We start from the raw sequence: 2093 nt of genomic DNA, 5'->3' as shown, positions 1-2093 counted from the left end.
GCCTGGATCAGGGCGCGGCCGATGCCTTGGCCGCGGCGTTCCGGGGCGACTGCCGAGAGGAAGAGGAGGTGGGTGCTGGAGGCCCAGTCAGCGGCCTTGACGCCGCCGACGGCGATGATTTCGCCAGCCTCCATGGCAACGAAGAAGCGTCGATAGAACGCGCTGTCGTCACCGCGCAGTTCCTTTGCCAGGCGCTCGGGGCTGTAGCGTTCGGGGTCGGCAAAGGCGTTGAAGATCAGCGTCACGCTCGCCTCAAGGAGGGCCGGACTGCTGGCGTCCAGCGTATCGATGCGAATCTTTCCCATCGTTCGTGTCAGGTCGCGACGGGCTGAACCCGGCGTAGGAGCTGGCCGGATTCAGCGGCGCGGCGGGCAGCTTCGCGATTCATTTCGGATTGTTGCTGGCCGAAGGCGTCGCGCTCGCGGCGACTGCTCGCTGCTGCCTCGATGCTGCGCAGGCAGCGCCAGCGATAGCCCTGGCGGGTCGGGAACAGGCGCATCCGGGTCTTGTCGTGATGAACGCGGCAGCAGTAGCAAAAAGCGGTTTCAGTCATCGCGGCCTCCGTGTTTGAACTGAAACCCAGTATGCCGCCTCCCTGTTTCGGCAAGATGACGGCGTCGCCGCGGCCTGTCACAGCGCTGCAATAGTGCGTTCCTAAACTGAATGGATGGTTACCACGAAAGAAGCGCAATGATTGTCCTGATCGATGATGAAGCCGCCGAACTCCAGCGGATCATGGCTGAGGGACTTCTGTATCCCGTCTTTCAGCCGATTCTCGATTTTCGCGTGCGGGCCATTCTTGGGTACGAGGCGCTGATTCGCGGTCCGCAGGACAGTCCGCTGCATCGACCGGATCAACTGTTCGCCGTAGCGGCGCGCAACGGCCAGCGGCCGGACCTTGAGCATGCCTGCCGCGAGGCCAGTCTGCGCGCCTTTGCGGCGCAGCGTTTGCCCGGACGCCTGTTTCTTAATGTGACGCCGGGCTGCCTGCTCGACGAGCGCCTGATGAACGGTCATACCCGTGCCTTGCTCATCGAGTTGGGCATCACGCCGAACCGCATCGTCATCGAGCTCACCGAGAATCAGCAGATCACCGACATGCCGGGCATCCTGGAGGCCTTGCAGCATTATCGCGGGCGCGGCTTCCAGATTGCCATCGACGATCTCGGCGAAGGCTTCGCCAACCTGCGCATGTGGTCGGAACTGCGCCCCGAGTTCGTCAAGATCGACAAACATTTCATCACCGGCATCGCCGACGACCGGATCAAGTTTCACTTTGTCCGCGCCATGCAGGATCTGGCCGAGATCTGCAACGCCTCGTTGGTCGCCGAAGGCGTCGAGCGCAGCGAGGATCTGGTCTGCTTGCGCGATATGGGCATTGCCTGCAGCCAGGGCTTTTTCATCGCCTGGCCGGACAGTCACCCGATTCGCCAGCTATCGGCGCCGACGCTGGCGGCGCTCGACCAGCCGTCGCTGGCCTTGTCGCCGATGACCGGCGGCCCGGGCAAATTGCCGACGGCGCGCAACCTGGCGCGGCTGATCGAGCCGGTGCCGATCGATGCCAACAACGTCAACGTCATCGCCCGCTTCGAGGCCGATGCCGACCTTGATGTGCTGCCCGTCGTCCATGGCACCCTGCCCGTTGGCATGATCAACCGGCACAGCATGATCGACCGCTTTGCCCGGCCTTTCCGCAAGGAGCTGTTCGGCCGCAAGAGCTGCGAACTGTTCATGGACCACGCGCCGCTCATCGTCGATCAGCACGCCACCATCCAGGAGTTGGCGATGATGCTGTCGCTGGCGCCCAGGCACTATCTGTTCGACGGTTTCATCGTCACCGCAGAAGGCGAATACATCGGCGTCGGCAGCAGCCACGACCTCATGGCGACGATCACCGAAATGCAAATCAGCGCGGCGCGCTACGCCAATCCGCTGACCCAGTTGCCCGGCAACGTGCCGATCAACGAACACGTCGACCGCATGCTGGCAGCGGACAATCCCTTCGTCGCGGCCTATGTCGACATCGACAATTTCAAGCCCTACAACGATGCCTTCGGCTACCGGCGCGGCGACGACGTGATTCAGATGCTGGC

At 63.2% G+C, this 2093-nt stretch carries 3 protein-coding genes; 1 reads left to right on the top strand and 2 read right to left on the bottom strand.

All coding sequences use genetic code 11. The features are described from left to right. Both ADADOO_RS13495 and ADADOO_RS13490 read right to left on the bottom strand, forming a co-directional pair. On the bottom strand, positions 1–305 hold a 305-nt coding region (locus ADADOO_RS13495), incomplete at its 3' end, for a GNAT family N-acetyltransferase (protein WP_511278021.1). A gap of 8 nt (positions 306–313) precedes the next feature. Next, positions 314–553: a hypothetical protein gene (locus tag ADADOO_RS13490; protein ID WP_511278020.1), complete on the bottom strand. Its 240-nt coding sequence runs from the start codon at positions 551–553 to the stop codon at positions 314–316. Between the two features lie 137 nt (positions 554–690). On the opposite strand from ADADOO_RS13490, the gene ADADOO_RS13485 reads away from it, so the two are divergent. Further along, positions 691–2093: EAL domain-containing protein (locus tag ADADOO_RS13485; RefSeq protein WP_511278019.1), on the top strand; the 1403-nt coding region annotated here is incomplete at its 3' end.

It is taken from the genome of Azonexus sp. (assembly GCF_036170495.1).
Classification (GTDB): Bacteria; Pseudomonadota; Gammaproteobacteria; order Burkholderiales; family Rhodocyclaceae; genus Azonexus.
Note: the sequence above shows the minus strand (reverse complement) of the source record. Positions and strands in the feature narration are given on the sequence as shown.

What these genes read in the sequence shown, in the direction of transcription:
- ADADOO_RS13490 (WP_511278020.1), bottom strand. Translation starts at nt 553, where the DNA reads ATGACTGAAACCGCTTTTTGCTACTGCTGCCGCGTTCATCACGACAAG.